Raw genomic sequence first — 1,179 nt, 5'->3', positions numbered from 1 at the left:
CTGACCAGAATCACGCACCAAGTCTCACGTGCGTTCGACTTGAATATTTAAAAAGAGAGTTTTCTAAGTGATAAAATAACGATAAAAATTGCTCGTGTTAAAAAACACAAATTGAATTTAATAAGGGGATTAAAAAGAATATCATTATGGAAATACAAGATTTATGCACCGCTCAGCCGGCAGTGGAAACACAGGATATGATCTGCTACCGCCCGGAAAGCAACACATTTGAAAAAAAAGAAAAAATCATTCTTCATGAAAATCTGTTATCTGTTTATATTAATGAAGATCTGGCGCTGAAACTGGTCTGTACCATTCAGGATCTGCCGGCACTGGTACTTGGTCATCTGTACACCGAAGGTCGGATTAACGGTGTCGAAGACATTCACAGTATTTACATCTGCCGTGATGGTGTCCGCGCCAGAGTAATGACCACCCGACCACTCGGGGAAATCAAAAAGCCAATTGAAGTCCGCGCCTGTGACTGCGGCGAAGAAGGTATGCTTGGACGCGACCTGCTTTCCGAACAGGATGACGCTGAACCCGTCTCTGTTCTTCCTGACTTTGATTTTGACTACCGCCAGGCTCTTGATCTGATTCAGGCATTTCGTAAAGGTGCCCCACTCCATCAGAAAACTCACGGCATTCACAGCTGTTTTCTGATGTATGAAGGCGAAGTCCGCTATCTGTGTGAAGACATCGGGCGTCATAATGCCTTGGACAAAGCCATCGGCAAAGCACTGATTGACGGACTTGACCTGACAAAATGCCTCCTTTTCTCCAGCGGACGTATTCCAGACGATATGATGGAAAAAGTGATCCGTTCCAGAATACCGGTTTTAGTCAGCAATGGTGCTCCTACCGACCGCGCCGTTGCACTTGCCCGCAAGTATCATGTGACACTTATATGCAGTGCGCATATGGATGCTATGGATATTTTTTCCTCAAAAGAATTTTGGGAAGACTAACATTGTTAGCTTTTATACTTTTCTATAGAAGTTCTGCAAAAACTAATACTGATAGTTTTTATATTTTTACTACAAGACTTTTTGAAAAGCTAACACCGATAGTTTTTATGTATTCCAATAAAAATTCTTAGAAAGCTAATACTGGTAGTTTTTATATTTTTACTTTCAAGTCGAACGCACGTGAGACTTGGTGCGTGATTCTGGTCAGCGA

Annotated in this window: 1 protein-coding gene; it reads left to right on the top strand. The window is 42.2% G+C overall.

The features are described 5' to 3' along the window. Positions 1-146 precede the first annotated feature (146 nt). Positions 147-968: a formate dehydrogenase accessory sulfurtransferase FdhD gene (locus LG34_RS16515; RefSeq protein WP_109217042.1), complete on the top strand. Its 822-nt coding sequence runs from the start codon at positions 147-149 to the stop codon at positions 966-968. The last annotated feature ends 211 nt before the right edge of the window (positions 969-1,179 follow it).

Origin of the sequence: Eubacterium ramulus, from assembly GCF_003122485.1 — a bacterium.
GTDB lineage: Bacteria > Bacillota > Clostridia > Lachnospirales > Lachnospiraceae > Eubacterium_I > Eubacterium_I ramulus_A.
This window is presented reverse-complemented; position numbering and strand designations above follow the sequence as displayed.